Below are 25,902 nucleotides of genomic sequence, written 5' to 3' on the forward strand. Positions count from 1 at the left end.
TGTGAAATGATACATATTATGGGTAAACCTTCTATATTTGTTCGGACAGTTAAAATCATAAAGGGTGAAGATTTCGATATTGACAATCCGTGGATTAGTGCAAGGCGTTGGCTTTCGTCCTTTTATCTATCGTATCGCAAACGAGATGGGGATAAAAGGGGAGGTCGATAACCGGAATAACGGTGTTTGTATACGTGCTGTCCTGACTTCGGAGCAATGTGATCGGTTTATTTCCCGTATAAAAAAGGAACATCCTGTTGTTGCAGTGATCCATTCTATCGAGGTGACAGAAACAGAGGTTGCGGTTGCCGACTATGCCGGTTTTTCCATTACCCCCAGTCATTCGGAATCGGATGAGGTTACGCAGGTGGCTCCGGATATTGCCGTTTGTCGGGAATGCCTGTTTGACAGGGAGGAACAACCCCATCGTTTGCAATATCCTTTTATAAATTGTACGCATTGCGGACCGCGTTTCTCTATTATCCGCGATCTTCCGTACGACCGGAAGCAGACTACGATGTCTGCTTTTACCATGTGTCCTGATTGCAGGGGAGAATACACAACTGTCGACGACAGGCGTTTTCATGCGCAACCCGTTGCTTGCAATCATTGCGGACCATTCTATTATGCTATATATAATAATGTAAGGATAACCGATTATCGGGAACTTCTTCATCTTTCTTGTCGACTGCTTCGTGAAGGGAAAGTAATTGCGGCGAAAGGTATCGGAGGTTATCATCTGATATGTGATGCTGCAAATAAATATGCGGTAGCTCGCCTGCGTGAAATAAAACAGCGTGATGGTAAGCCTTTTGCCGTGATGTTTCGTACTGTCGAGCAACTGAAAGAGTATGTCGAGGCCGATCCGGTGGAAGAGGCCTGTTTGATGTCCTGGCGGCGTCCTATCGTTTTATTAAAACAGAAGAAAGCCCTTGCTACGGAGATCAATAGGAATATGAAAACCTTGGGTTGTATGTTGCCGTATATGCCTTTGCATTATGACTGGTTTGCGACACTTGGCATATCTGCATTGGTTATTACCAGTGGCAATCTGAGCGATTACCCGATTGCCATTACTCCTGAAGAGGCTGACGAACAGTTATCAGGAAAAGTATCGTTGTTACTTCATCACAATCGCGATATCCATAATCGGGTCGACGACTCGGTCCTGCAAGTTTGCGGTGGACAACCTTGCCTGATCCGCCGTTCGCGCGGTTATGTCCCGGAGCCATTCTTTGCAGACATGGAGGTGGAAGGAATCCTGGCTTTCGGTGCGGAGAAAGTGAATACATTCGCATTAGGGAAAGGTGATACGATCTTGCAAAGCCAGTATATCGGTGATTTGAAGAACTGGGAAACATTTAGTTTTTATAAGGAATCGTTAGAACGGTTGCAACATCTTTTCCGTTTTATGCCCACCTCTTTAGTGTGTGATTTGCACCCTGATTATTTATCATCACAGGAAGCAGAACGTTTAGCATTGCGGACTGGATTACCTTTGATAAGAGTGCAGCATCATCATGCCCATGCTGTTGCCTGTATGTTGGAGTACGGATTGCATGAACCGGTAATAGCCATAGTACTCGATGGAACCGGATTGGGTGATGATGGAAAAATATGGGGAGGCGAGTTCTTTCTTTGTGACCGTAAGTCGTATCATCGTTTGTCACATTTCGAATATATTCCGTTGCCTGGTGGTGATAAAGCTTCTGTCGAACCCTGGAGAATGGCGGTAGCTTTCTTATGGCATTATTTCAGGGATGCCGTTCGTTTTCCGGATGGGTTTGTTGAACGGATAGGAGAGCAGAAGATTCGGATATTGATGGTTATGATGGAGAAAGGAATAAATACTCCATATACTTCTAGTGCCGGTCGACTTTTTGATGCTGTTGCTTCTTTACTTGGTCTTTGTGATGTATCGTCTCATCAGGCTGAAGCTCCGGTGCGGCTTGAACAAATAGCATCGATTGAACCCGACGACCGTTATCCGGTTATAATAAAAGAAGGTATTATATCTTTCCTCCCGTTGTTTGAGGGAGTATTGAATGATCTGGCCTCGGGAATATCTGTTTGTGATATTTCTGCTCGCTTTCATAATACAATCGCTAAAGTCTTGCTGGAGGAAGTCAAATTTCTTCTAAAGCAAAATGAAGCCAGCCGTGTAGTTATTTCCGGTGGCTGTTTTCAAAATAAAAGGTTGACGGAACAACTACAACGTCTTTTTGCCGAAGCCGGTATACCGTTGTATGTTCCTGGCCGTATACTTTGTAACGATGGGGGAGTAGCATTGGGTCAATTGACAATTGCCGCCTCCCGGAATAAAAAAGAATGATATGCACGAAATGTCTATTGCTCAAAGTATCGTCGAACTTGCCGAAGAGCAGGCGCGCGATCGTGGGTCGTTAGCAGTTGAAGAATTGGAATTGGAGATCGGTCGTCTTGCCGGTGTAGAACTGCAAACACTCGATTTCGCTTTGGAGAGTGCTGTGAAAGGGTCTATGCTTGAACATGCGACGATTGTACGGCATATTATCGATGGTGAAGGGCAATGTGCCGACTGTGGATGTGTATTTCCTATGGACGCTTTATTTGCCTCTTGTCCGGAATGTGGCTCTTTCTGTGTTAAAATCATTAAAGGAAAAGAACTTCGTGTGAAATCGATTGTTATTAAATAATAAATACAAAACGCTTATGTGTGGAACTTGCGGATGCGGAGAGCATCATCATCACGAACACGACCATGGTCATGGCCATGAACACCACCATCATCATCACGATGAAGGTAAGGTTATAACACTTGAACAAGATATTCTTCAGCGCAATAATCTACTGGCTGAACGCAATCGCGGTTATTTTGAAGCAAAAGAAATATTTTGCCTGAACCTGATGAGTTCGCCGGGCTCCGGAAAAACAACCTTACTTGAAGAAACTGTCCGTCGTTTTGTTGGGACTGTTCCTGAAGCACCTTTATCCCCAATACATATATATGTAATTGAAGGAGATCAACAAACCTCCAATGACGCTGACCGTATCGCTGCTCTAAATATCCCTGTTTTCCAGGTGAATACCGGTACGGGGTGTCATTTGGAAGCTGATATGGTAAATCATGCCGTCAAGCACTTAGCGCCGGTAAACGGATCGATACTTTTTGTGGAGAATGTCGGCAATCTGGTTTGTCCTGCTATGTTTGATCTTGGAGAAGCAAAGAAGGTTGTGATCGTGAGTACCACAGAGGGTGATGATAAGCCTTTGAAGTATCCGCATATTTTTGCAGAGGCCGATGTTTGTGTGATAAATAAGATAGATCTTGTTCCTTATTTAGATACAAATGTGGAAACATTGAAAAGTAATGCCCTGAAGGTGAATCATCATTTGCAGGTGTTTGAAGTGTCGGCCACAAAAGGTACCGGAATGGATGCCTGGTGTGATTGGCTGGTCTCAGAGTGTACAAAATGTAAATAAATTACCGTAGATTCGATGAATGAATAGATAAAAAAAACTATATTTGTTCCAATTCATTGAACTTAATTAATCAAAATGTTATGATTAACCGAGAATTAATCGACCCTAAGAGCATCGTTGTAGTAGGTGGCTCAAATAATGTGCACAAGCCCGGTGGACGCTTGGTGCGAAATCTTCTGGATGGTAAGTATAAAGGAGAACTGTATGTTGTCAATGCCAGAGAGGACGATGTGCAAGGTCTGAAATCATATCACTCCGTACATGATATACCAGATACGGAAATGGCTATTATTTCAATTCCCGGTCCTTCTTGTCCTGAGGCTATAGATATACTGGCCAATCAGAAGAATGTAAAAGCTTTTATCGTTGTTTCAGCCGGTTTTGGCGAAGAGACTCACGAGGGAGCCCTTTTGGAAGATCAGATGCTGGCGACTGTAAATGAAGCCGGTGCTTCCATGATCGGTCCTAATTGCATCGGACTGATGAATACGAAGTTTCATGGTGTCTTCACACAACCTATACCTGAGTTTCATCCGGACGGGGTAGACTTTATTTCCAGTTCGGGAGGTACGGCGCTCTTTATTATCGAGTCTGCATTAACGAAAGGATTACGTTTCTCATCTGTATGGTCTGTTGGCAATTCCAAACAGATCGGGGTGGAGGAAGTCCTTGAATATATGGATCGGAATTTTGATCCTGTACTCGACTCGAAGATTAAGATGCTTTATATCGAACAGATCAAGAATCCGGATAAACTGCTTTATCATGCATCGTCTCTGATTCGTAAAGGTTGTCATATCGCTGCGATCAAAGCAGGAAGTACGGAATCGGGAAAACGTGCCGCTTCATCACATACCGGTGCGATAGCCAGTTCGGATTCAGCCGTTGAGGCTTTGTTCCGTAAAGCCGGTATTGTACGCTGCTTTAGTCGTGAGGAACTGACTACGGTAGCTAGTATCTTTACGCTAAAAGAAGTGAAAGGAAAAAATTGTGCTATCATTACTCATGCCGGAGGTCCTGCGGTTATGTTGGCCGATGCTCTTTCTAAAGGACGTTTAAATGTTCCTAATCTGGAAGGTCCGGTTGCAGCCGAATTGAAATCGAAATTATATCCGGGTGCCGCAGTCGGTAATCCGATTGATATAATCGGAACAGGTACGCCTGAACATCTGGCTACTGCAATCGATTATTGCGAGAATCATTTCGATGAGATTGATCTGATGATGGTTATTTTCGGTAGTCCCGGTCTGGTAAAGCTGTATGAAACATACGAAGTGCTTCATAAGAAGATGGAAGAATGCAAGAAACCGATCTTTCCTGTATTACCTTCCATAGTGACAGCAGGGCCGGAGGTTCGTAGTTTTGTAAAGAAGGGACATGTAAACTTTTCTGATGAGGTGACATTGGGAACAGCCCTTTCACGGGTGATCAATACACCTAAGCCAATGAGTACTGATATTCAATTATATGGGGTGAATGTACCTGAAGTGCGTCGTATTATCGATCAGTTACCTTCTAATGGTTATCTTACACCTGAACAGGTTCGTACTTTGTTAGGGGCGGCTAATATTCCTTTGGTGGAAGAATTCACTTCGACCGATAAGGATGAATTGATTGCTTTTGCTAAACGGGTAAAATTCCCGGTCGTAGCTAAAGTTGTCGGTCCTGTACATAAAAGTGATATTGGCGGAGTTGCTTTAAATATCCGTAGTGAAGAACATTTATTGTTTGAGTTCGAGCGCATGATGCGTTTGCCGGATGTAACGGCAATAATGGTTCAACCTATGTTAAAGGGGCAGGAATTATTTTTGGGAGCGAAGTACGAGGAAGGTTTCGGTCATGTTATACTTTGCGGATTGGGAGGTATCTTCGTGGAAGTACTGAAAGACGTATCATACGGTTTAGCTCCGTTATCGTATGATGAAACTTATTCAATGATCCATTCTTTGCGGGGTTACCCGATAATAAAGGGAACCCGTGGACAAAAAGGTATCGATGAGCAACAGTATGCAGATATCATTGTCCGTCTTTCTACTATTCTTCGTTTTGCATCTGAAATAAAGGAGATGGATATAAACCCGTTATTGGCAACAGATAGAGGTTTATTTGCTGTTGACGCGCGGATCAGGATAGAAAAGTAAGATAAATAAAAGGGGAATTGAAAATGTATAAGCCTGTCGATTATTTTCAATTCCCCTTTTTATTTATCAATTAATTAGTCAGTTTTTTTCTTTTTCTTTCCGGTTCTGTTTCTTCCGGGAAGCGTAGGACTAATATTGTTTCTTACAAAATTTTTGAAACTGCTTAATGAAACCTGGTAATATTCTGCCAGTTCGGCATAAGTCGCTTTCTCTTCATTGAGTTCCTTTTCAATCTGTTCTTTCTGTGCAAGTAGATGATCCATTTTAGGAGTTCCTTTCGGTCGTCCGAGGGCTGTTCCTTTGTTTCTACTGATCTCCAGAGATTCTCTTGTCCGGGTTGAGATCAATTTACTTTCAATTTCAGAAACGAGCCCAAAAGTAAATGCCAATGTTTTGCTGTCAACATTATCTTCGAAAGTGTATCCTTCTTTAAGGCAGTAAAGAGTCACTTTCTTTTCGATACATAACAAAATCAAATGCATAATTTCCATCAATTTTCGGCTTAAACGGGTAACATCTGCTACAATCAGCGTATCGCCGGCGTCCATACTTTTGATTATTTCTTCCAGCCTGTTTTTATGACGAGAAGAAGTACTACGGGAATCTTTATGCCATTTGTCTATAGTTATATTGTTGTTCATTGCAAATTGTTCAATCGCATTTTTTTGATTGTCACTTTGTTGCTTGTTTGAATATGTTCGTGTATAGGCAATTATCATACTATTTTCAATATTGATATGTTTATATTATAACATATTGTCTTGCAATATGTTCATGTTTGATGATCTCTTCTTTCCTTTGCTTTTCCTCCTTTCCCTTTAGTTGAGATAATAAAACAGATGCGAAAGTAATCAATTAAAAAAAAACACGAAATATTTGGTGGTTAAAAATAAATGCTTACCTTTGCACCGCAATCGACAATAAAGCGGTTGTAAAACGGGGTGTAGCGCAGTCCGGTTAGCGCACCTGCTTTGGGAGCAGGGGGTCCCAGGTTCGAATCCTGGTACCCCGACAAAAGAAGAGAGTCAACGAGTTTGTTGGTTCTCTTTTTGTTTTGTTTTAATTAGTGCTTCCTCTTCTCTTTTATATTTTATTGCACTTTCCTTTTAATTTCAATGAAATTATTACAGTTAATGAATATAGTATTATCTTTGCAGACCGACTGCGCGTAAAGTACATCATTGTATTTTACAGATACACTTTGTTTATACTTTTGAATTATGAAATTAAAACAGATAAATCTTATTTAAAATGTATAGAACAAGAACTTGTGGAAATTTGCGCCTGGCAGACGAAGGTCTGGTGGTTACTTTGGCCGGATGGGTGCAGAAGACTCGTAAGATGGGCGGTATGACATTTGTCGACCTCCGTGATCGTTATGGTATAACCCAGTTGGTGTTTAACCAGGAAGTAGATGCCGCACTTTGTGAAAAGGCAAACAAGCTGGGGCGTGAGTATGTGATTCAGGTTACAGGAACAGTAAGAGAACGTTCAAGTAAGAACAACAATATCCCGACAGGCGAAATTGAACTGATTGTTTCAGAACTGAATATCCTGAATGCTGCCGTAACGCCTCCTTTTACTATTGAAGATGATACTGACGGAGGCGATGACCTGCGTATGAAATATCGTTATCTGGATTTGCGTCGTAATGCTGTTCGTGCAAATTTGGAACTACGTCACCGCATGGCGTTTGAAGTTCGTAACTATCTGGATAAACAAGGTTTCCTGGAAGTAGAAACACCGGTTCTTGTAAACTCTACGCCGGAAGGTGCACGCGACTTCGTTGTTCCTTCACGTATGAATCCGGGACAGTTCTATGCACTGCCTCAATCTCCACAAACATTGAAACAGTTGTTGATGGTTTCCGGTTTTGACCGTTATTTCCAGATCGTAAAGTGTTTCCGTGATGAAGACCTGCGTGCCGACCGTCAGCCGGAATTTACACAGATCGACTGTGAAATGAGTTTCGTCGAGCAGGAAGATGTGCTTAATATCTTCGAAGGAATGGCGAAACACCTTTTCAAGGTAATTCGTGGTATCGAGATTAAAGAGCCGTTCCAACGTATGACCTGGCACGATGCAATGAAATATTATGGAAGCGACAAACCTGATTTGCGTTTCGGAATGAAGTTTGTTGAGTTGATGGATATCATGAAAGGTCATGGTTTCTCTGTATTTGATGATGCTGCTTATGTAGGTGGTATCTGTGTGGAAGGGGCGGCAAACTACACCCGTAAACAACTGGATGCCTTAACAGACTTTGTAAAACGTCCGCAGGTAGGTGCAAAAGGTATGGTATATGCCCGCGTGGAAGCCGACGGCAGTGTGAAATCGAGTGTGGATAAATTCTATACACAGGAAACATTGCAACAGATGAAGGAGGCTTTCGGCGCTAAACCGGGTGACTTGATCCTGATTCTTTCCGGTGACAATGCGATGAAGACCCGTAAACAACTTTGCGAACTGCGCCTGGAAGTGGCTGGTCAGTTGGGATTGCGCGACAAGAATAAATTCGTATGCTTGTGGGTGATTGATTTTCCTCTGTTTGAATGGAGTGAAGAAGATCAGCGTTTCTATGCAATGCACCATCCGTTTACTTCTCCGAAACCGGAAGATATTCCGTTGCTGGATACCGATACGGGGGCTGTTCGTGCCAATGCCTACGATATGGTTATCAATGGTGTTGAAGTGGGGGGAGGTTCTATCCGTATCCACGACAGCAAATTGCAGGATAAGATGTTCCAGTTGCTGGGCTTCACGGAAGAAAGAGCACAGTCTCAGTTTGGTTTCTTGATGAATGCCTTCAAATATGGTGCTCCTCCTCACGGTGGTCTGGCTTATGGTTTGGATCGTTGGGTGTCTCTGTTTGCCGGCCTCGATTCTATTCGCGACTGTATTGCTTTCCCCAAAAATAACTCAGGCCGCGATGTAATGCTTGATGCTCCCTCTGTGATCGACGATGTACAGCTGGATGAGTTATGTTTGAAGGTTGACGTGAAAGAATAAAATATATCATAATGTTACGGATAAAGGATGTTTTGAAAGAAATAGAGCAATACGCTCCGCTGCCATTGCAGGAAAGCTTTGACAATGCCGGCGTACAGGTAGGTGATGTAAATCAATCTGCTACCGGGGCTCTACTTTGCCTGGATGTCACGGAAGAAGTGATTGACGAGGCTGTAGAACTGGGGTGTAATCTGATTATTTCTCACCATCCTTTAGCCTTTAAAGCTTTTAAGTCGCTGACTGGTTCCACCTATATCGAGCGTTGCATGATGCGAGCGTGTAAGTACGATCTGGTGGTCTATTCTGCGCATACTAATCTCGATAATGCAGCCGGTGGTGTTAACTTTCGCTTGGCTGAACTGATCGGATTGGAAAATGTACGTGTCCTTAGTCCGCAGAAAGGTGTATTGTTGAAACTGGTTACATTTGTTCCCGAGGCATATGCCGAATTGGTGCGAACCACCCTGTTTAATGCCGGGGCCGGAAATGTTGGAGCTTATGACTCCTGTAGTTTTAATCTGCAAGGTAGTGGCACTTTTCGTGCAGGTGAAGGTACCAATCCTTTCTGTGGTGAACAAGGTGAACTGCATGTGGAAAAGGAGATACGTATCGAAACGATACTTCCTGCTTTCCGCAAGGCAACCATTACACGCGCTCTACTTTCAGTGCATCCGTATGAAGAGCCGGTATTCGACTTCTATCCGTTGAGTAATACCTGGGATCAGGTCGGCTCTGGGGTAGTGGGCGAGTTGCCTGTGGAAGAAGACGAACTGAGTTTTCTCGAACGAATCAAAGGACTGTTTCAGGTGGGGTGCGTGAAGCATTCTGCTTTTACCGGTAAACCGATACGTGAAGTAGCTTTGTGTGGTGGAGCCGGTGCATTTCTGATTAAGGATGCGATTGCATATGGTGCCGATATCTTCATCACCGGAGAAGCTAAATACAATGACTTTTACGATGTTGAAGACAGTATTCTGTTGGCTGTAATAGGCCATTATGAGTCAGAAGTATGTACAAAAGACATCTTTTATAACATAATATCGAAAAAATTCCCTACCTTTGCCGTACATTTTTCAAATGTTAATTCAAACCCGGTAAAATATTTATAGAATGGCTACAGATAAACAATCAGCTGAAAAAGAGTATACAGTTGAAGAAAAGCTTTCTACGCTGTATCAACTTCAGACGATGATGACTGAAATTGATAAGATCAAAACGCTTCGTGGAGAGCTTCCCCTGGAAGTTCAGGACCTGGAAGATGAGATTGTAGGATTGGAAACCCGTCTTCAGAACTATCAGACGGAGATCCAGGATTATGAGAATGCTGTTGTTGAACAGAAACACAGAATCACTGAGTCTACCGGTCTGATTGAGAGATATAAATCGCAACTGGATAACGTACGTAATAACCGTGAATTTGATAACTTGTCAAAAGAAATCGAATTCCAGGGACTTGAGATAGAATTTTCTGAAAAGAAGATCCGCGAATTCGGTGAGTCGATTAGTCATAAGAAAGAAGAAATTGCCCAGCTGACTGAAAGATTGGATGGCCGTAAGGCTGATCTGGTTCAGAAGAAGAGCGAACTGGATGAAATTATTTCTGAAACAAAGCAGGAAGAAGAAAGACTGCGCGAAAAGGCTAAAAAGCTGGAAACTACAATTGAACCACGTTTGCTTACTGCATTCAAGCGTATCCGTAAGGGGGCTCGTAACGGTTTGGCTGTTGTTTATATCCAACGTGATGCCTGTGGTGGTTGCTTCAACAAGATCCCGCCCCAGAAACAAATGGATATCAAGTTGCGTAAGAAAGTAATCGTTTGCGAATATTGCGGACGTATTATGATCGACCCGGAACTGGCTGGTGTAGAAGAATAATTTACATAAGTAAATAATAGTTTATGGCTTTAGCTGAAATATAAATTGTTTGGCTAAAGCCATAATTGCGTAATCAAATGAGGAATATTGTTCGTGCGTACATAGAAAAACAGCAGTTGCTGGTCGATAACAGGCCTGTTTTGGTTGGATTTAGCGGGGGAGCCGATTCGGTTGCCTTGCTGGGTTTGCTTGTGCAGCTGGATTATTCTTGTATAGCACTACATTGTAATTTCCATTTACGTGGTGAAGAATCTGTCCGGGATGAACAATTTGCTGCAGAGACAGCTTTCGCACTGGGTGTTCCTTTTCATAAAATAGATTTTGATACAACGGCTTATGCAACTGAACATCGTCTCTCTATTGAAATGGCAGCCCGGGAACTACGTTATAACTGGTTTGAGGAAATGCGGCAGCGTTTTAATGCTCAGGCTATTGCAGTAGCTCATCATCGTGATGATAGTGTAGAGACCGTCTTATTAAACCTCATTCGCGGAACAGGAATTCGGGGAATGGGAGGGATTCGTCCGAAGAATGGCTATGTGATACGTCCTTTGTTGACTGTTAGTCGTAGCGAGATATTAGCTTGGTTGGGAGAGCAGCATTTGACCTATGTAACGGATAGTACGAACTTGTCGGACGCTTATACGCGTAATTTTATTCGTCTTCGTGTGCTTCCCCTGCTGGAAGAGTTGAATCCTTCCGTCAGGACAGCTATTGCCCGTACTGCTGATCATCTGGCTGACACCGAAACTATTTATCTTCATGTTCTGGAAGAAGCCCGTAAGCAGTTAATAGAAGAAGGGGATCGTATTCCGATAGACCGGCTGATGAACTATCCTTCACCTGCAACTATTCTGTATGAATTGTTGAAACCGTATGGTTTTACCCGGCAAGTGGCAGATGACATTTTTCGCTCGCTGGCTAAAGAGTCGGGAAGGATATTTTACTCGCCTGAATATCGCTTGTTGAAAGATCGCGAATACCTGTTGCTTTCACCCATCTGTACGGAAGAAATACCAGAATATACTTTTACCGCTGATGATGTTCTGGAAGATATCTGGTCAGGTCCGGTTGAACTTTCTTTCCAGAAGATTGTTATTAATAATGACTTCAATATCCGGAAGGATAAACATATCGCCTATTTTGATTACGACAAACTCTCTTTCCCTCTAACACTTCGTCGATGGAAAGAAGGAGATTGGTTCATCCCTTTTGGAATGAAAGGGCGTAAGAAGTTGAGCGACTATTTTTCGGATCATAAATTCAGCCGTATAGATAAGGAGCAGACATGGCTTCTTTGTAGCGGTGAAACCATCCTTTGGATTGTGGGAGAGCGCTCCGATAATCGATTTTGTATCGACAAAACGACTAAGAGTGTGCTGGTTGTGAATTTTTTTTCGACAAAAATAATAGAATAACTAAAAATGTTCTTACATTTGCAAAGATTTACTCCGCAGATGTGTTACTAATAATTCAAATTAGCTAAACAATCCGGTTTTTTACAAGAAAGATTTATTTATTATCAAAAACTATTAAGATACAATGATAGCGGTAAGCACGTATTGTACATCTTTGATCGTGTATCCGTTTTTATTACTCACTTCTCAATATGCAGAAATATAATATTCTAGAACTAAATGAAAAACTCCTTCCTGAATTGCAAAGTATAGCGGAAGAGTTAGGAATTAAGAAAATAAGTTCTTTGAAAAAAGAAGAACTTGTTTATCGTATTCTTGATGAACAGGCTATCTCTTATGCAGGTCTACAGGCTGAAAAGGAGAAAGAAAAAGAAGCTAAGAAAGCTGAAAAGCAGACGAAAGCGAAGAAACCTTCTAAAACGGTAGCTGCTAAAGCTCCTAAGGCCGAAAGTAAAGTGAAAGCGGCAAAACCGGAAGTAGCAACGACTCCGGCTCCCGAAGCAGCAAAACCTGTAGAAGAAAAGAAAGTAGCTGTTGCTGCAGAAAAGAAGGAACAACCTGAGCGTAAAAAAAGAGTTCGTATAGAGAAAAAAGAAAAGGTAGCCGGTGCAGTTGCTCCAGCTAATGATGCGGACGAAGTAAAAGTATCAAAAACACCTCAGTCTGTTGTTGCAGAAGTTCCCGTAGTAGAGAAACCTCTATTACCACCTGTTGTGGTTGAAGGTGCCCCTGAAGAATTACCTGTTGTAGAAGCGGTTCCTGAGGTGCCCACAGTTCCGGTTTCTGAAACTCCGGCTAACGATGTCCCGGTATCGGAAAATGAACCTAAAAGAGTTGTATTCAGACATCCTGATACAAAGTCGGTTCTTGATCAGCTCTTCCCGTTCTCTCCTTCACCGGCTAAGTCGCAACCACAGGAAAAAGCGGTTCAACCTGAAAAGGAAGTAGCTTCGCAACCACAGCAACAAAATACACCTCGTCCTAATAACAGACAGAACAACCAGAATAATCAAAATAATCATAACAACCAGCGTAACAACAATGCTCAGCAGGAAAAGCAATACGAGTTTGACGGTATCCTGATAGGAACCGGCGTATTGGAAATGATGCAGGATGGTTATGGTTTCCTGCGTTCTTCTGATTATAACTACCTGACTTCTCCGGATGATATCTATGTATCGCAGTCGCAGATCAAGTTGTTTGGTTTAAAGACCGGCGATGTGGTGGAAGGTGCTATCCGTCCTCCGAAGGAAGGTGAAAAATATTTTCCGCTGGTAAAAGTAGACAAGATCAATGGACGTTCGCCAGAAGAAGTACGCGACCGTGTTCCTTTTGATCACCTGACTCCACTTTTCCCGGATGAAAAGTTCATGCTTACGGCACGTAAGGCTCCGAAGGTGAATGATAATATTTCCGTTCGTGTAGTCGATTTGTTCTCTCCGATCGGTAAAGGGCAGCGTGGTCTGATCGTGGCACAGCCTAAAACTGGTAAGACAATGTTGCTGAAAGATATTGCTAATGCAATTGCAGCCAACCATCCGGAAGTATATATGATCGTCCTGTTGATCGATGAACGTCCGGAAGAAGTAACGGATATGGCCCGTAGTGTTGATGCCGAAGTTATCGCTTCTACTTTCGACGAACCGGCAGAACGCCATGTAAAGATCGCAGAGATTGTATTGAACAAGGCTAAACGTATGGTGGAATGTGGTCACGATGTAGTCATCCTGTTAGATTCTATAACACGTCTTGCACGTGCCTATAATACTGTTCAGCCTGCATCCGGTAAGGTTCTTTCCGGTGGTGTGGATGCTAATGCATTGCAGAAGCCTAAACGCTTTTTCGGTGCTGCCCGTAATATTGAAAATGGCGGTAGCTTGACAATTCTGGCAACAGCATTGACTGAAACTGGTTCAAAGATGGATGATGTGATCTTCGAAGAATTCAAGGGGACAGGTAACATGGAATTACAGTTAGACCGTAAGTTATCAAACAAACGTGTTTATCCGGCTGTTGATATTACAGCTTCAAGTACCCGTCGTGACGATCTGTTACAGGATGAAAGTACGTTGAACCGTATGTGGATTCTTCGTAAATATCTGTCGGATATGAACTCACTCGAAGCAATGGAGTTTGTAAAGAAACGTATGGAACAGACTTATGACAATATGGAGTTTCTGGCTTCGATGAATGGATAAATAGATAATAAACTATTATATAAAAGAAGGAGATATACCGCGATGGCATATCTCCTTTTTGTTTGCATATAATGAACTTTCGTATGTTAAGCTTCTTTTCTAGGTCTACCGCGGTGTTGCTGTCCTTTTCCGGAGTTACTACCTTGGCGATTACTGGGCTTTCTCCCTCCTCCGTTGCCGGATTTGGATGGACGACCGCGGCCACGACGCATATTTCCATACTTTTCAGGTTCGTATAAAGGGGCTTCTCCGAATTTCGGATCGATTGGTATCTTATATACTTCTTTTTCCAGGAACTCTTCGATGCGTTTGAACTGGGCTTGTTCTTCTAAACTGATAAAGGTGATAGCCAATCCTTCACCACCGGTTCCGCGGGCGGTACGGCCGATGCGGTGTACATAATCTTCCGGGTCGTGAGGTATGTCGAAGTTGACAACCAATTTGATATCGTTGATATCGATACCGCGCGATACGACATCCGTTGCTACCAGTATATCGATGCGTCCGTTCTTGAATTCTTTCATTACTTCCTCACGCTGCGACTGTTCCAGGTCGGAATGCATAGCCGCTACGTTGAACTTCATCCGCTTCAGGGTAGAGGCAAGTTCCTTTACCTTCATTTTAGAAGATGAGAATATAATGACACGTTGCGGACGACTTTGTAGGAACAGGTCTTCCAATATCTTGATCTTTTGTGGATCGTAACAGATATAGGCTGTTTGCATGATGGATTCGGGAGGGCGGGAGATTGCTATTTTAACTTCTTCCGGATCTTTCAGGATCGTTTTTGCCAATGTCCGGATTTTGGGGGGCATCGTTGCTGAAAACATAATGGTCTGGCAGGTTTGCGGCAGTTGCTTATGTACCTGCATGATGTCATCATAGAATCCCATATCCAGCATACGGTCGGCTTCGTCAAGGACAAAGAAAGATACTTTCGATAGGTCAACCGAACCTAGTTTGATATGTGATAATAAACGTCCCGGGGTAGCGATCACGATGTCGGCTCCCATTTCCAGCCCCCGTTTTTGTTGTTCCCAGGCAATTCCGTCGGTTCCGCCATATACGGCAACGGCCGATACCGGAACGAAGTATGTAAAACCTTCAATCTGTTGGTCAATCTGTTGAGCCAACTCACGGGTTGGAGCCATAATGATCGCATTAATGGCATTATCCGGATGGTTACCTTTACTTAGTTCGTTAATCAAAGGTAATACGTAAGCAGCGGTTTTCCCTGTTCCCGTCTGCGCGCAGGCTATGATGTCTTTCCCTTCTAAAATAACCGGAATTGTTAATTCCTGTACAGGAGTAGTTTCCTGAAAATTCATAGCATCGAGTCCGTCCAGTACGGCCTCTTCTAAATCCAATTCGTCAAATCTCATCTTCTATCATTAAATTCACCGTAAAGGTAAATAATATTTACCAAATTCTATATAGAAGTAAGTGTTCTTGTTATAAATACTCTTTTTTTTGTTACAGGCGTTGAATTTATTAGTGTTTTCTGGTGAAGTATAATAAAAATAAATATCTTTATACCCGATTTTGATAAAAATTGTAAGTGATATGGGGATAAATGACGGCCTTGACAACCTTCAGTCAAAGTTAACATTAAAGGAGGAACAAGATAGTATTCGCGAATTACTGAATACGATCCTGGATCATCTGCCATTAGGCGTATTTGTAAAAGATGCAGGCGATCATTTTAATTATCTTTACTGGAATAAGTTCATGGAAGATATTACGGGAATTAATACTTCCCAGATAGAGGGCCATGACGATTTTGAAGTAAATTATGATGCTTTGTTGTCGATTGAAAAGCGTTGTGAGATTGACCGGGAGTGATCAATACCGGAAAGACTATAGAATTTCAAGGGAAGGTAAAAACTGCAACCGGTGAATTTAAAGATATTGAAGTCACAAAATTTCCAATTTCGCTGAGTTGTGGAAAAACGCTTCTACTTGCCTTATGGCGGGATATAACAGCTAAAAAAGCTGTAGAAGATGCGCTTAAAAGAACGCAGACGCTCACTAAGATGGCTTTGCAGTCGAGCGATATCCGGACTTGTTCTATTTTTATTAATCCCGACAGCAAAAACGGTTATAAAGATGCTTTGGTTCAACTGAATAGTTGGGATGATCATCCGAATGGTCTGACAGCTATGTCGGGAACAACATTTATGACTTATATTCATCCTGACGATCGGGAAGTTTACTGGGATCTTATTGAAAAGATGTGTACCGGCAAGTTGACCGAAGTGAAAATGGAGGTACGCGTGAAGTACTCGGAACAGGAAGATTATCATTGGCGTGAATCGTCGGCTTATATTTATGAGCGAGATGTCAAAGGGCGTCCTTTGGTCATTCTCGGTTGCTCGACCAATATACAAGATCGGAAGGATCAGGAGTTATCTCTGGAAGAAGCTCGTGAGAAGGCAGAAGTTGCCGATAAAATGAAATCGAAGTATTTGGCGGATATGAGTCATGAGATCCGTACGCCATTGAATGCCATAACCGGCTTTTCCGAACTGATGGCGTTTGCGGATACAGACGAGGAGCGTATGTCATATTATGAGATCATCAAGTCAAATAACCAGTTGCTTATGCAGTTGATCAACGATATACTCGATCTGTCAAAGATTGAAGCGGATGCAATAAAAATTAGTTATGCTCCCATTGATCTGAATGAGATGATGGACAACACGTATGCTTCTATTAAACTTCGTATGCCGAAAGGTGTGGATTTAATATTGGAAAAGGGATTGGAACAATGTACGTTTGGTACAGACCAGATCCGTTTGTTGCAGCTTATAAATAATCTGGCAAATAATGCGATCAAGAATACGAAGCAGGGGAGTATCACTATGGGATATAAAGACCTGGGAGACGGCTGCTTGAATTTTTATGTAAAGGATACCGGCATGGGTATTGCTGAAGACAAGCTACAAAGTCTGTTTAAGCGTTTTGTGAAGATCAATGACTATATGGAAGGTATTGGTCTTGGCCTGGCGATTTGCAGAAGTTTAGTAACCAAAATGGGTGGTTCAATTCAAGTTGAGTCGAAATTGGGTGAAGGTTCGACTTTCTCGTTCATTCTACCTACCCACGATTAGTAATTATTTATTTCCATAATAGCGCTTGTATATTTCCTTATACAAGCCGCTTTCTTTAATTTGTGAAAGCCAGCTGTTCAGGCTGTCGAGCAAGATAGGGGAGTCTTTGCGTACTGCCCATGATTGCAGTTGTGTGAAACTGATATCTGTATCAATATCTATTTCGGGTAGATTCTCTTTGGATATTTTTGCTATCTGCTGATCGCAAACCGCATAATCAATATCTCCTTTCGCAACCATAATAGCCAGTTGTTCGCTGGAATAAAGTTCATCTTCTTTGACATATATCGTATCTCCGATCTCATGTGCCAGATTTTGCAGGCGCAATCTGGCAGGCGAGTCCTTAGGGATATATAAAGTCTTTTGAGCCAGATCCAACTGGTTGCGGATCGGTTTAAATCCATTGTTTGCTTCTTTCGTACGTTGTACCAGAACTTGCTTATTCAATACGATCGGTTCGGTGAATAGATATTCCTCTTTATTATCACTCGTAATAGGGATATTGCGGGCAATTACGTCACACTTATTTTCTGATAATTCCTGGAAACTTTCGGCTAGGCTCATTTCCAGATGGGTCTGAACTTCCAATCCGGATAGTTTGGCTATAGCCTGGCTGAGTTCATACTGGAAACCTTCGATCGTATCGCCGGCTACATAATAACCGGACTGATTATATTCCGTTACGATTCTCAGGATACCTTCCTCTTTTATTTCAGGATAATCTCTGGGGAGGAGCGACGCCTTTTTGAATTGAAACAACTGGAACATGGCAATCAGAACAATTGCCAGCAGAATCATATAGACCACCAGTAACTTCCGCGATTTCATACTCTTTAATTATTGAATGTAACGGCAATACCCATTTTTAGAACCATCGGATTCAAAGGGTAATGTGACAAGGAGAAATAATTGGGCTCGACAAATTTACTACTCAGGTTGTAAGCCATAATGAAGAAGCGAGCCTGTTTCAGATGGAAATTTACATAGGCATTTATAAGAGGATAATTGCCTACTTTAACTTCATCCTGAACCTGGAATTGCTGGGTTGCCGGTTCATAATAGGGTGCATAATACGCTGTATTGTAATACACGTTCGCACCTATCTGAACAGTCAATACTTTTGCCACTTTTGCGGCCAGATACATATTAGAGTAAGCACTGAACTTCGGAAGGGGCAATACATCATTGTCACCGCTCATCTGCCAGCAAATTTCATTTTCCCAACCGAAAGCACGGTAACGGAAGTCCTGTTTTAGGCGGGCACTTACCACCTGCAGATTGCTTCCGTGTTGTTCGGGCATACCCATTTTGTTGAAGAAAATATAATTCTGAATACTTTCCACTCCAGCTGATAATGTAGTTCCGGTCGATTCGAGATTGACTTCTCCACCGACATATATCTGCTGTATCTTCTTAAATTGATCATTGTCCCACCAGAAATAACGCGAATGATTATGGCGCATGTAAAAAGCGGGTGTTACATTTTTAATGTAAGCGTTCGCTTTAATCGTGGCATCTTTTCTGAATAGTTTGAAACGGGTTTGTAAATCTCCTGTGGCGCGGAATTCGCCGACATCGCTACCAATGAGACAAAGTTCACCCCGGGCATTATAGGTCAGGATACTTCCCATGCGTTTAGATAATTCAGCTCCGATATAGGTTGAAAACTCATCGTATATCTTTTCTTTGGGAAGATTATTAAGATCGACATTGTCGACGGAGAAATTAGGGCCTCTACCATATTCTCCGTAATCAAGCCCTTCTATCCTGGGATCCAGCTTGAATCGGCGTTTCTCTAAACTAACGAATGCTGTCAGTCCGAATTTGGCCCAGTCCTGAAATCCTTCCCGAAGAGAAAGACCTATCGTGTTTTTTAAATTCCATGAAGAAGTCTGATCGTTCAGTGTAGCTCCCAGCCCATAGATGCGGGGGAAGCTTTGATTTCCGTCTTTAACTATATAGGCCGAGTCGAGCAGGTTGCTATGAGAGATAAACCGGCGACGGTTATCTTCATAATCGATTGTATGGATAATGCTGGATACAGGCACAAATACTTCTTTCGGGTTACCTTCTTCATCGGTTTCTTCCAGTTCGCGGGTAAATCCGAGGTTATACCGTTGAGTAAGGAAATACCGTTTACCGCGTACACGGTTCCAGGCACTTGCCAGATAACGCACATCGTACGATTTAGTATCGGAAGGACGTCCTTCGGGGAAATATTCGTCCGGATGATTGATTGTCGAGTCATTGGCGAGGCCACCGTTTTCGTAGTTTACAAAGTTAAAGTTGCTCAGGTAAGCATGCATTTCATAGCGGTCGGTCTGATAACTACCGAAGAAGCGGTAACTTAACAATTTGTCTCCATTGTCTTTATAGTGTCCTCGTCCATAGATATAGTCAATATCTCCACCCACGTTGATCTTCTTGCCGAAGTTCATGGTCATAGTTCCTTTCAACTGTTCTTCCTTATTGGTACTACCGCCGGCGGAGGTATACATGATGTTGGTATAAGGAATTTTAGTGTTGTAGAAATAAGCATTCTCCGGTGTCGTGATGTAGTAGTCGTAGGCATCGGCGAAAATAAAGTCGCGAGGTTCCTTCCGTTCGGAAAATATCTTTGTCTGTGCCGGGGCACCTAGATTTGCCAGGTATCCGATAGCCAGCGACTTGCTTTCGACCAATGTCGTATTTCCGAAGTTCAGCTTGTTGGTATCCAGCGGAGCTACATAAGCCTCCCCTAAAAGAGGGGTGAGGTGATAAGCTATAAGACGTTTGGATTTCAGAGCGGCACTGTCTACTACTAATAAACTGTCAGGTATCTCTTTCTGTGATGAAGAAAGATTTGACAGAGAGAATCCACCGCGTTGTTTTCCTCCACTTTCTGATCTGCCACGTGCTTCTCTTTGAGCCTGAACAGTTGCGGCAGATACTATCAGCAATAATAATATGTATAAGCAATGCTTCATGGGTTGCAAAGATAAAACAAAAGGGCGTTCCTACGAAAGAAACGCCCCTCTTTATATTCTTTTTGCAAGATTACATTTTCTGTATGATCTCCATACCTTTCTTTATGGCAGCCTCGTTCATCGGGATCAGCTTGTGATGACGTTCGGGCAGGGACTTCTTCAGACCCAACAGTACATTCTCAAGTTTTACCATCGGAACAATTTTTAATAAACCGCCCAGGATAAGCATGTTGAATGCTTTTTCGTTTTTCATTTCGGTTGCTGCATCCATAGCATCCACACGGTAAACGCTGATATCGGTACGTTTAACAGGGGTATGTATGCCATATCCGTCATAGATAAGGATACCGCCCGGCTTCACCTTGCTTTCGAATTTGTCCATCGAAGGCTGATTCAGTACGATTGCGATATCATATTCATTCAGGATCGGTGAACTGATGGGATCATCGCTCATGATTACTGTTACGTTGGCTGTACCACCACGTTGTTCCGGTCCGTATGAAGGCATCCAGGTAACTTCTTTGCCTTCCATCAAGCCTGAATAAGCAAGTATCTTACCCATCGACAGAACACCTTGTCCTCCAAAGCCTGCTATAATAATTTCTTGTTTCATGTCGTTTCTGTATTTACTTATTCTTTGTTTTTAAGATCTCCCAACGGATAGAACGGGAACATATTCTCTTCCATCCATTTGTTTGATTTCTCGGGTGTCATCTTCCAACCGGATGAACAGGTTGAGACGAATTCGACCACTGAAGTCCCTTTACCGGCCATCGAGTTTTCGAAAGCTTTACGCAGCATCTTTTTTGCTTTGCGAACGGCAGCAGCCGTCTGTACGCTCTGGCGGGTAACCAGGCAAGTTCCTTCCAGTTGAGCCAACAGATCACCGATCTTCAACGGATAACCGTTGAGAGCGATATTACGGCCATACGGACAAGTTGCAGTAGGCATGCCTTCCAGTGTGGTAGGAGCCATCTGGCCACCGGTCATACCGTAGATAGCATTGTTCACGAATACGATCACGATGTTTTCACCACGGTTGGCGGCATGGATCGTTTCAGCTGTGCCGATAGCGGCTAAGTCACCGTCACCCTGATAGGTAAAGATCATCTTTTCCGGGTTCAGACGTTTGATAGCAGAGGCGATGGCAGGAGCACGTCCGTGGGCTGCTTCTATCCAGTCGATATCCAGATAGTTGTATGCGAATACGGCACATCCCACCGGGGAGATACCGATCGTTTTTTCTTCCATTCCCATATCGGCGATCACTTCAGCGATCAGCTTGTGTATGACACCGTGGCTGCAACCGGGGCAGTAGTGCATGGGATTGTCATTCATCAATTCCGGCTTTGTATAGACCAGATTCTCCGGTTTAATTATTTCGTTGAGTTCCATAATTGTAGCTTAATTAACTAATAAATCTCAGTAGATATTGAACAAGTCTGAAGCAGATGGCAGCACCGCCACAATATAAGAATACGTGACGGTCGGGAACGGCAAAATAGCAGATAATAGCTGCTGCCGCTAGCACCATGAACAGGATTGTCAATATACTATCAGTTTTACTTCCGCGTGTCATACGAATTAAAATAATTTTTCTTTCAGCGCGTTCAATACTTCATCCGGAGTAAACACGATACCACCCAGGCGGCCGAAGTGTTCAACCTTTATTTTCCCGTTAACAGCCAGGCGGATATCTTCCACCATCTGGCCTGCATTCAGTTCGACAGAAAGCATCCCCTTTACCTTCTCGGCATAAGCAGCAATTGCTTTTGTCGGGAACGGCCACAAAGTGATCGGGCGCAGTAAGCCGAGTTTGATACCCTCTTCGCGTGCAATTTCCACTACTTTCTGGCAGATACGTGCGGAAGAACCGAAAGCGACAAGCAGGTATTCTGCATCTTCGCAATGGAACTCTTCGTAACGCACTTCATTCTCTTCGATTTTACGATATTTAGCCTGGAAGCGGATATTGTTTTCTTCCATCTTTGCCGGATCGAGTTCCAGGGAAGTGATCACGTTCGGCTTACGGTTTTTCAGTTTGCCTTGTGCCGCCCACGGACATTCAGCGATAATTTCGGCTTCCGTCTTACGGGGACGGAAAGGAGGCATAACCACTTTCTCCATCATCTGGCCGATGATACCGTCTGCCAGGATGATAGCCGGGTTGTTATATTTGAAAGCAAGGTCGAAGCCCAACCCTACGAAATCAGCCATTTCCTGTACAGAGGAAGGAGCAAGGGTAATCAGACGATAGTCACCATGTCCGCCACCTTTTACAGTCTGGAAGTAGTCTGCCTGGCTTGGCTGGATAGTTCCCAGGCCGGGACCTCCACGCATTACATTCACGATCAGACAAGGCAATTCAGCACCTGCGATATAAGAAATACCTTCCTGCTTTAAGCTGATACCGGGGCTGGAAGATGATGTCATTACACGTTTGCCTGTACCGGCACCACCATATACCATATTGATTGCTGCAACTTCACTTTCGGCTTGCAGTACTACCATTCCGGTTGTTTCCCAGGGCATTTCAGCCATAAGGGTTTCCAAGATCTCCGACTGCGGAGTGATGGGGTAACCGAAGTATCCATCGGCACCGTAACGGATAGCCGCATGTGCGATGGCTTCATTCCCCTTCATTAATTTAATCTCTTCTGCCATATCTGTTTTATATTTTTACTTTGTAGATGGTTAAACAACCGTCCGGACAAACTAATCCGCAACTGGCGCAACCGATGCAAGCATCAGGGTTTTTCATGTACACATAATGGTACCCTTTGTTATTCACTTCACGCGGGTGTAATTCCAGTACATCGCTCGGACAGGAAACAACACATAGGTTGCATCCTTTGCAGCGTTCCTGGTTGACAACTACCGCTCCTTTTATTTTTGCCATAGTATAACTAATTATGTTTTATGTCGTGTAGAACGGCAAAGTTAAGAACTAATGTTATATAAACAAGGGGATGTTTTGTTTTTTAATAGATCATCCCTTGTAATGATGACAGATAGCCAATGAATAGCAAAGGCACAGTGTCAGTTTTCATCGGATGATAGCCCATACCGCTTCATTTTGTTAAACAATGTTTTCCGGCTGATATTAAGAGCTTCGGCCGTTAACGTACGGTTGAAGTTATGCTTTTTCAGCGCTTCAGTAATGAGCTCTTTCTCCATCTGGGCATTGACCTCCCGGATACTGTTCCCGCCGGAACCGGTAACGGTTTGTGCCTCGGCCAGTTCGTAACCTTTTATACGGTCGGGTAAATGTTCGGGACGGATCATGCCCCCGGTACAAAGTATCATGGAACTCTGTATGGCATTTTCAAGGTCACGTACATTTCCGGGCCAGTCGTAAGAAGAGAGAAGCGCTATCGCTTCAGGACTGACGGATTGTACATCCAGGCTCAACGTCCGGTTGTATTTACGGATGAAGAAATTGGTCAGCAAGGGTATGTCTTCTTTCCTTTCGCGGAGAGGCGGAAGGATCAGTGTAAACACATTCAGGCGATAGAGCAGGTCGAGGCGGAAATGCCCGTTCTTTACTTCATCATCCAGGTTACGGTTGGTAGCTGCCACGATACGGACATCTACCGGAATCGCTTTTTTACCACCGATACGGGTGATTTTCCTTTCTTCCAGTACGCGGAGCAGTTTGACCTGTGCATCCAGGGGCAGTTCTCCTACTTCATCGAGGAAAAGTGTACCGCCATCGGCCCGTTCGAAGGTTCCTGCTTTTGCCTCCTTGGCATCCGTAAAGGCGCCGCGTTCGTGTCCGAACAGTTCGCTTTCCATTAATGTTAGCGGGATCGCTCCACAGTTGATGGCAACAAAGGGGCCATTGTTACGCAGACTGTTATTATGTACGGCGCGGGCTATCAGTTCCTTTCCCGTCCCGCTTTCGCCATGTATCAATACGGTTGCATTTGTTTCCGCTACCCGGCGGACTTGTGCCATAACCTGCTTCAAGCCGGTGTTTTCTCCGATGACGGGACTTTGCTTTTCACCCAGGCTTTTCTTCAGGTTTGATATTTCTCCTTTCATCCGGCTGTGCTCGACAGCACGGCTAACGGTGAGCAACAGTTTATCGTTGTCGAAAGGTTTCTCTATGAAATCGTAAGCACCTTTCTTTACGGCGTCGACTGCGAGGGAGATAGAACCGAAAGCTGTTACAAAAAGAACAGTCTGGTTGGGAGAGATACGTTTGATCTCTTCCAGGGCTTCCACTCCGGTCATAACAGGCATCTGCTGATCCAACAAAACGACGTCAGGTTGGAAGGAGAGGAAAACCTTCACCGCTTCCCGACCGTTTTCGGCAGGTTTTACTTCGTATCCCTCGTCGGTGAGCAGACGGCAGATCATCTTACGGATATGCGGTTCGTCGTCGGCTACAACTATTTTTGCTTTCATATGCGTTGCGGTAATTTTACATTCATACAAGTGCCTTTACCTGGCGTGCTTTTTATTTCTATCTCGCCTTCGTGACGGTTGATGATCCCGTAGCAGATGGCAAGGCCGAGCCCTGTCCCTTCTTCTTTTGTCGTAAAGAACGGGTTGAACACATTCTCTATATCTTTTTGTTCGATCCCTTTGCCGGTATCTTCGAACGAGAGAATGAGGTAACGGGAATGAGAGTTGATAGGAGCTCCTTTTTCTATACTTATTATTAATGTACGCGAACGGTCAGGCGGATTCTTACTCATCGCTTCTACTGCGTTCAGAATGATGTTCAGAAAGACTTGTTTAAGCTGCTCCGCATCGGCCTGTATCGTCGTATTGTCGGTGAAGTATTCGAATTCGACCTCGACATTTTGTTTACGTAAAGTGTTTGTCACCAGCAGAAGCGTCTGGTTGATCAGTTGTTCGATGTTTACCTCCGAAGTGTCGAGGGCAGACGGACGGGCGAACGAGAGCAATCCCTGTACGATCTTGTTGATGCGCTCCACTTCAGATATCAGTTCCGTCATCATTTCGTTTTTTACGGGATCGGAGCTGAAGTCTTTGCTGAGGTACTGGATCGTACTGCGGATAGCTGTCAACGGGTTTCGTATTTCATGCGCTGCACCGGCAGCCAGTTCGCCGAGGGTTGCCAGGCGGTCGGTACGATACATCTTTTTCAGGCGTTCTGTTTGTACCTCATACAACGAAGCATGCTCGATAGCAAAGTTAGCCTGGTTGATCAGGATAGAGAGAAGGTTCAGTTCCTGTTCGGTAAAACGTGTACCGTCATTTTTCTTTCCTATGAAAATGGTTCCGTTCGTTTGATTCATTACCTTAAGGGGAAAGACCAGTTCGGCTCCCAGTTGCCGTAATGCTTCCTGCTCTTCTTTTGGGAAATAGTTTATGATGTCCGGGTAATCGGATACGATCAAATGCTTTTCGTTGACCGACAGCCAGCTTACCAGGCGGCTCCGGCTGGTAAGGACAACCGGTTTGTTTTTTGCTTCATTCTGTTGTTTGTATTTCCCGGTATTTTCGTCCAATAGAAAGATATAAATGCTTTCTACGGGGCATATCTGCTTTACCTTGGCAACGATGTTGCCGATAAGTAATTGTTTGTCGACGATCAATGCCAGCGACCGGTTAAACTCCGAGAGCAATTGCTCCAGGTTGGGTTGCGCGGATTGTTCCTTCTTCTTAAATAGTGGCATGTTGTTTCTTATCTTTGCACAAAAGTATAAAAAACAGATGAATTTGCCGGACGGTTACCTATAATAATGATT

The 25,902-nt window shown here is 43.5% G+C and carries 19 protein-coding genes, 1 tRNA gene and 1 pseudogene; 11 read left to right on the top strand and 10 right to left on the bottom strand.

Annotated features, from left to right (window positions below; translation table 11 throughout):
• The first annotated feature begins 64 nt into the window (after window positions 1-64).
• The 4 genes from hypF to M1P97_RS02455 all read left to right on the top strand — a co-directional run bounded on the left by hypF (window position 65) and on the right by M1P97_RS02455 (window position 5,603).
• On the top strand, window positions 65-2,332 hold the full coding sequence (hypF, locus tag M1P97_RS02440; RefSeq protein WP_249388295.1) for a carbamoyltransferase HypF: 2,268 nt from the start codon (window positions 65-67) through the stop codon (window positions 2,330-2,332).
• Window position 2,333: 1 nt separating this feature from the next.
• Window positions 2,334-2,675 (top strand): hydrogenase maturation nickel metallochaperone HypA/HybF, encoded by a 342-nt coding sequence (locus tag M1P97_RS02445; RefSeq protein ID WP_249388296.1) that lies wholly within the window; start codon window positions 2,334-2,336, stop codon window positions 2,673-2,675.
• A 16-nt stretch (window positions 2,676-2,691) separates the two neighbouring features.
• The gene (hypB, locus tag M1P97_RS02450) at window positions 2,692-3,462 is read left to right on the top strand and encodes a hydrogenase nickel incorporation protein HypB (RefSeq protein ID WP_249388297.1); all 771 of its coding nucleotides are present in this window, start codon (window positions 2,692-2,694) and stop codon (window positions 3,460-3,462) included.
• Window positions 3,463-3,542: 80 nt separating this feature from the next.
• Window positions 3,543-5,603 carry an acetate--CoA ligase family protein gene (locus M1P97_RS02455; protein ID WP_249388298.1) on the top strand — a complete coding sequence of 687 codons (2,061 nt, stop codon included), beginning with the start codon at window positions 3,543-3,545 and terminating at the stop codon, window positions 5,601-5,603.
• A gap of 74 nt (window positions 5,604-5,677) precedes the next feature.
• Here M1P97_RS02455 and M1P97_RS02460 read toward each other — a convergent pair whose 3' ends face one another.
• Window positions 5,678-6,322, bottom strand: coding sequence for a recombinase family protein (locus tag M1P97_RS02460; RefSeq protein ID WP_075558061.1), 645 nt, complete (start codon window positions 6,320-6,322; stop codon window positions 5,678-5,680).
• Between the two features lie 218 nt (window positions 6,323-6,540).
• Here M1P97_RS02460 and M1P97_RS02465 point away from each other — a divergent pair.
• The 6 genes from M1P97_RS02465 to rho all read left to right on the top strand — a co-directional run bounded on the left by M1P97_RS02465 (window position 6,541) and on the right by rho (window position 14,103).
• Window positions 6,541-6,615, top strand: a tRNA-Pro gene (locus tag M1P97_RS02465).
• A gap of 239 nt (window positions 6,616-6,854) precedes the next feature.
• Window positions 6,855-8,612 carry an aspartate--tRNA ligase gene (aspS, locus tag M1P97_RS02470; RefSeq protein WP_195372731.1) on the top strand — a complete coding sequence of 586 codons (1,758 nt, stop codon included), beginning with the start codon at window positions 6,855-6,857 and terminating at the stop codon, window positions 8,610-8,612.
• Between the two features lie 11 nt (window positions 8,613-8,623).
• Complete coding sequence (locus tag M1P97_RS02475) at window positions 8,624-9,721, top strand: Nif3-like dinuclear metal center hexameric protein (RefSeq protein WP_195372730.1); 1,098 nt, start codon at window positions 8,624-8,626, stop codon at window positions 9,719-9,721.
• A gap of 1 nt (window position 9,722) precedes the next feature.
• Window positions 9,723-10,487: a zinc ribbon domain-containing protein gene (locus M1P97_RS02480; RefSeq protein WP_195372729.1), complete on the top strand. Its 765-nt coding sequence runs from the start codon at window positions 9,723-9,725 to the stop codon at window positions 10,485-10,487.
• 77 nt (window positions 10,488-10,564) lie between these two features.
• Window positions 10,565-11,905: a tRNA lysidine(34) synthetase TilS gene (gene tilS / locus M1P97_RS02485; protein WP_249388299.1), complete on the top strand. Its 1,341-nt coding sequence runs from the start codon at window positions 10,565-10,567 to the stop codon at window positions 11,903-11,905.
• A 191-nt stretch (window positions 11,906-12,096) separates the two neighbouring features.
• On the top strand, window positions 12,097-14,103 hold the full coding sequence (rho, locus tag M1P97_RS02490) for a transcription termination factor Rho (RefSeq protein ID WP_249388300.1): 2,007 nt from the start codon (window positions 12,097-12,099) through the stop codon (window positions 14,101-14,103).
• Between the two features lie 86 nt (window positions 14,104-14,189).
• Here rho and M1P97_RS02495 read toward each other — a convergent pair whose 3' ends face one another.
• Window positions 14,190-15,485 (bottom strand): DEAD/DEAH box helicase, encoded by a 1,296-nt coding sequence (locus tag M1P97_RS02495; protein WP_195372726.1) that lies wholly within the window; start codon window positions 15,483-15,485, stop codon window positions 14,190-14,192.
• A 44-nt stretch (window positions 15,486-15,529) separates the two neighbouring features.
• On the opposite strand from M1P97_RS02495, the pseudogene M1P97_RS02505 reads away from it, so the two are divergent.
• Window positions 15,530-17,213: pseudogene (locus M1P97_RS02505) on the top strand (PAS domain-containing sensor histidine kinase).
• Between the two features lie 3 nt (window positions 17,214-17,216).
• Here the strand turns inward: M1P97_RS02505 and M1P97_RS02510 are convergent.
• From M1P97_RS02510 to M1P97_RS02545, 8 genes are all read right to left on the bottom strand, one after another.
• A complete protein-coding gene (locus M1P97_RS02510; protein WP_195372724.1) occupies window positions 17,217-18,041 on the bottom strand; it encodes a transporter substrate-binding domain-containing protein in 825 nt (274 codons plus the stop codon).
• Between the two features lie 5 nt (window positions 18,042-18,046).
• Window positions 18,047-20,179, bottom strand: coding sequence for a putative porin (locus M1P97_RS02515; RefSeq protein ID WP_249388303.1), 2,133 nt, complete (start codon window positions 20,177-20,179; stop codon window positions 18,047-18,049).
• A gap of 70 nt (window positions 20,180-20,249) precedes the next feature.
• The gene (locus M1P97_RS02520) at window positions 20,250-20,792 is read right to left on the bottom strand and encodes a 2-oxoacid:acceptor oxidoreductase family protein (protein WP_195372722.1); all 543 of its coding nucleotides are present in this window, start codon (window positions 20,790-20,792) and stop codon (window positions 20,250-20,252) included.
• A gap of 17 nt (window positions 20,793-20,809) precedes the next feature.
• Window positions 20,810-21,574, bottom strand: coding sequence for a thiamine pyrophosphate-dependent enzyme (locus M1P97_RS02525; RefSeq protein WP_075558044.1), 765 nt, complete (start codon window positions 21,572-21,574; stop codon window positions 20,810-20,812).
• A 189-nt stretch (window positions 21,575-21,763) separates the two neighbouring features.
• A complete protein-coding gene (locus M1P97_RS02530; RefSeq protein WP_195372721.1) occupies window positions 21,764-22,843 on the bottom strand; it encodes a 3-methyl-2-oxobutanoate dehydrogenase subunit VorB in 1,080 nt (359 codons plus the stop codon).
• 7 nt (window positions 22,844-22,850) lie between these two features.
• Window positions 22,851-23,078 carry a 4Fe-4S dicluster domain-containing protein gene (locus M1P97_RS02535; RefSeq protein ID WP_046148958.1) on the bottom strand — a complete coding sequence of 76 codons (228 nt, stop codon included), beginning with the start codon at window positions 23,076-23,078 and terminating at the stop codon, window positions 22,851-22,853.
• Window positions 23,079-23,218: 140 nt separating this feature from the next.
• Window positions 23,219-24,589: a sigma-54-dependent transcriptional regulator gene (locus M1P97_RS02540; RefSeq protein WP_249388304.1), complete on the bottom strand. Its 1,371-nt coding sequence runs from the start codon at window positions 24,587-24,589 to the stop codon at window positions 23,219-23,221.
• Window positions 24,586-25,830: a GAF domain-containing sensor histidine kinase gene (locus M1P97_RS02545; protein WP_195372719.1), complete on the bottom strand. Its 1,245-nt coding sequence runs from the start codon at window positions 25,828-25,830 to the stop codon at window positions 24,586-24,588. The genes M1P97_RS02540 and M1P97_RS02545 overlap by 4 nt, the downstream gene beginning before the upstream one ends.
• Window positions 25,831-25,902: the final 72 nt, after the last annotated feature.

The organism is Parabacteroides leei, assembly GCF_023369805.1.
GTDB classification, from domain to species: domain Bacteria; phylum Bacteroidota; class Bacteroidia; order Bacteroidales; family Tannerellaceae; genus Parabacteroides; species Parabacteroides leei.